Source organism: Actinophytocola gossypii (assembly GCF_025165815.1).
GTDB lineage: Bacteria > Actinomycetota > Actinomycetes > Mycobacteriales > Pseudonocardiaceae > Actinophytocola > Actinophytocola gossypii.
In genome coordinates, this window is the sequence record NZ_JAFFZE010000045.1 from 1 (window position 1) to 1,511 (window position 1,511).

Below are 1,511 nucleotides of genomic sequence, written 5' to 3' on the forward strand. Positions count from 1 at the left end.
CCGAGATGAACACGATGTTCTCCCGTTTCAGCCCCAACGAGGGCAGAAACGACTGCATAGCGTTCAACACCACATAGTCACCACACCCGGGACACCACCGCACCTCCTGATCGGACTTGAAGTCCTTCGCGGTCAGTGTCGGCATTCCCAGCTCGATCGTCATGCCGCCTCCGCGAGCCCGGTCCCGGTCTCGCCGATGTGGCGCAGCAGCACGTCGGCGAGTTCCTCCTCCATGAACGGCAGCCCGGCGACCTTGGTGTACGACACCGCGTCCACCAGGAAGCGGGACCGCACCAGCATCGCCAGCTGCCCCAGGTTCATCTCCGGCACGACCACCTTGTCGTAGGACCGCAGCAGCTCACCCAGGTTCGCCGGGAACGGGTTCAGGTGCCGCAGGTGCGCCCGCGCCACCCGGTGCCCGCGCCGCCGCACCGCCCGGCACGCGGCGCCGATCGGGCCGAATGTCGAGCCCCAGCCGAGCACCAGCACCTCCGCGCGGCCCGACGGGTCCTCGACCTCCAGGTCCGGCACCGCCACACCGTCCACCTTGGCCTGGCGGATCCTGGTCATCCGGTCGTGGTTGTCCGGGTCGTAGGAGATGTTGCCCTTGCCGTCGGCCTTCTCCAGCCCACCGATCCGGTGTTCCAGGCCGGGCGTGCCAGGAACCGCCCAGGCCCGTGCCAGGGTCTCCTGGTCCCGCAGGTACGGCCAGTGCTCGCCGCTGCCGTCCGGGGCGTTCGGCTCGTTCGCGAACGTCACGCTCAGATCCGGCAGCTCGGACGCGTCCGGGATCAGCCACGGCTCCGACCCGTTCGCGATCGCCCCGTCGGACAGCAGCAGCACCGGCGTCCGGTAGGTCAGCGCGATCCGCACGGCGTCGAGGACGGTCGTGAAGCAGTCCCCCGGCGAGCACGGCGCCAGCACGGGCACCGGCGACTCGCCGTTGCGGCCGAACATCGCCTGCAGCAGGTCGGCCTGCTCGGTCTTGGTGGGCATCCCCGTCGAGGGGCCGCCCCGCTGCACGTCGATCACCAGCAGCGGCAGTTCGGCCATCACGGCGAGCCCGATCGTCTCGGACTTCAGCGCGAGCCCCGGCCCGGACGTGGTCGTCACGCCCAGCGCACCGCCGTACGCGGCCCCGAGCGCGGCGCCGATGCCGGCGATCTCGTCCTCGGCCTGCATCGTCGTGACGCCGAAGTTCTTGTGCCTGGACAGCTCGTGCAGGATGTCCGACGCCGGCGTGATCGGGTAGCCGCCGAGGAACACCGGCAGCCGCGCGCACTGCCCGGCCGCGACGACCCCGTAGGCGAGCGCGGCGTTGCCGGTGATCTGCCGGTAGCGGCCCGGTGGGAAGTCGGTAGCCGGCGCGACCTCGTAGCTGGTGGCGAACGACTCGGTGGTCTCGCCGTAGTTCCAGCCCGCGCGGAAGGCCAGCACGTTGGCCTCGGCGATGTCCGGCTTGCGGGCGAACTTCTCCCGCAGGAACCGCTCGGTGCCCTCGGTCGGCCGGT

Annotated in this window: 1 protein-coding gene and 1 pseudogene; both read right to left on the bottom strand. The window is 70.8% G+C overall.

Annotated elements, in window-relative coordinates; all coding sequences use genetic code 11:
- Nucleotides 1–163, bottom strand: a pseudogene (locus JT362_RS35280) (2-oxoacid:ferredoxin oxidoreductase subunit beta); the annotation flags it as partial.
- Nucleotides 160–1,511 (bottom strand): 2-oxoacid:acceptor oxidoreductase subunit alpha (locus JT362_RS35285; RefSeq protein ID WP_260196305.1); only part of this gene is annotated, 1,352 nt, incomplete at its 5' end. The gene JT362_RS35285 and the pseudogene JT362_RS35280, both read right to left, overlap by 4 nt.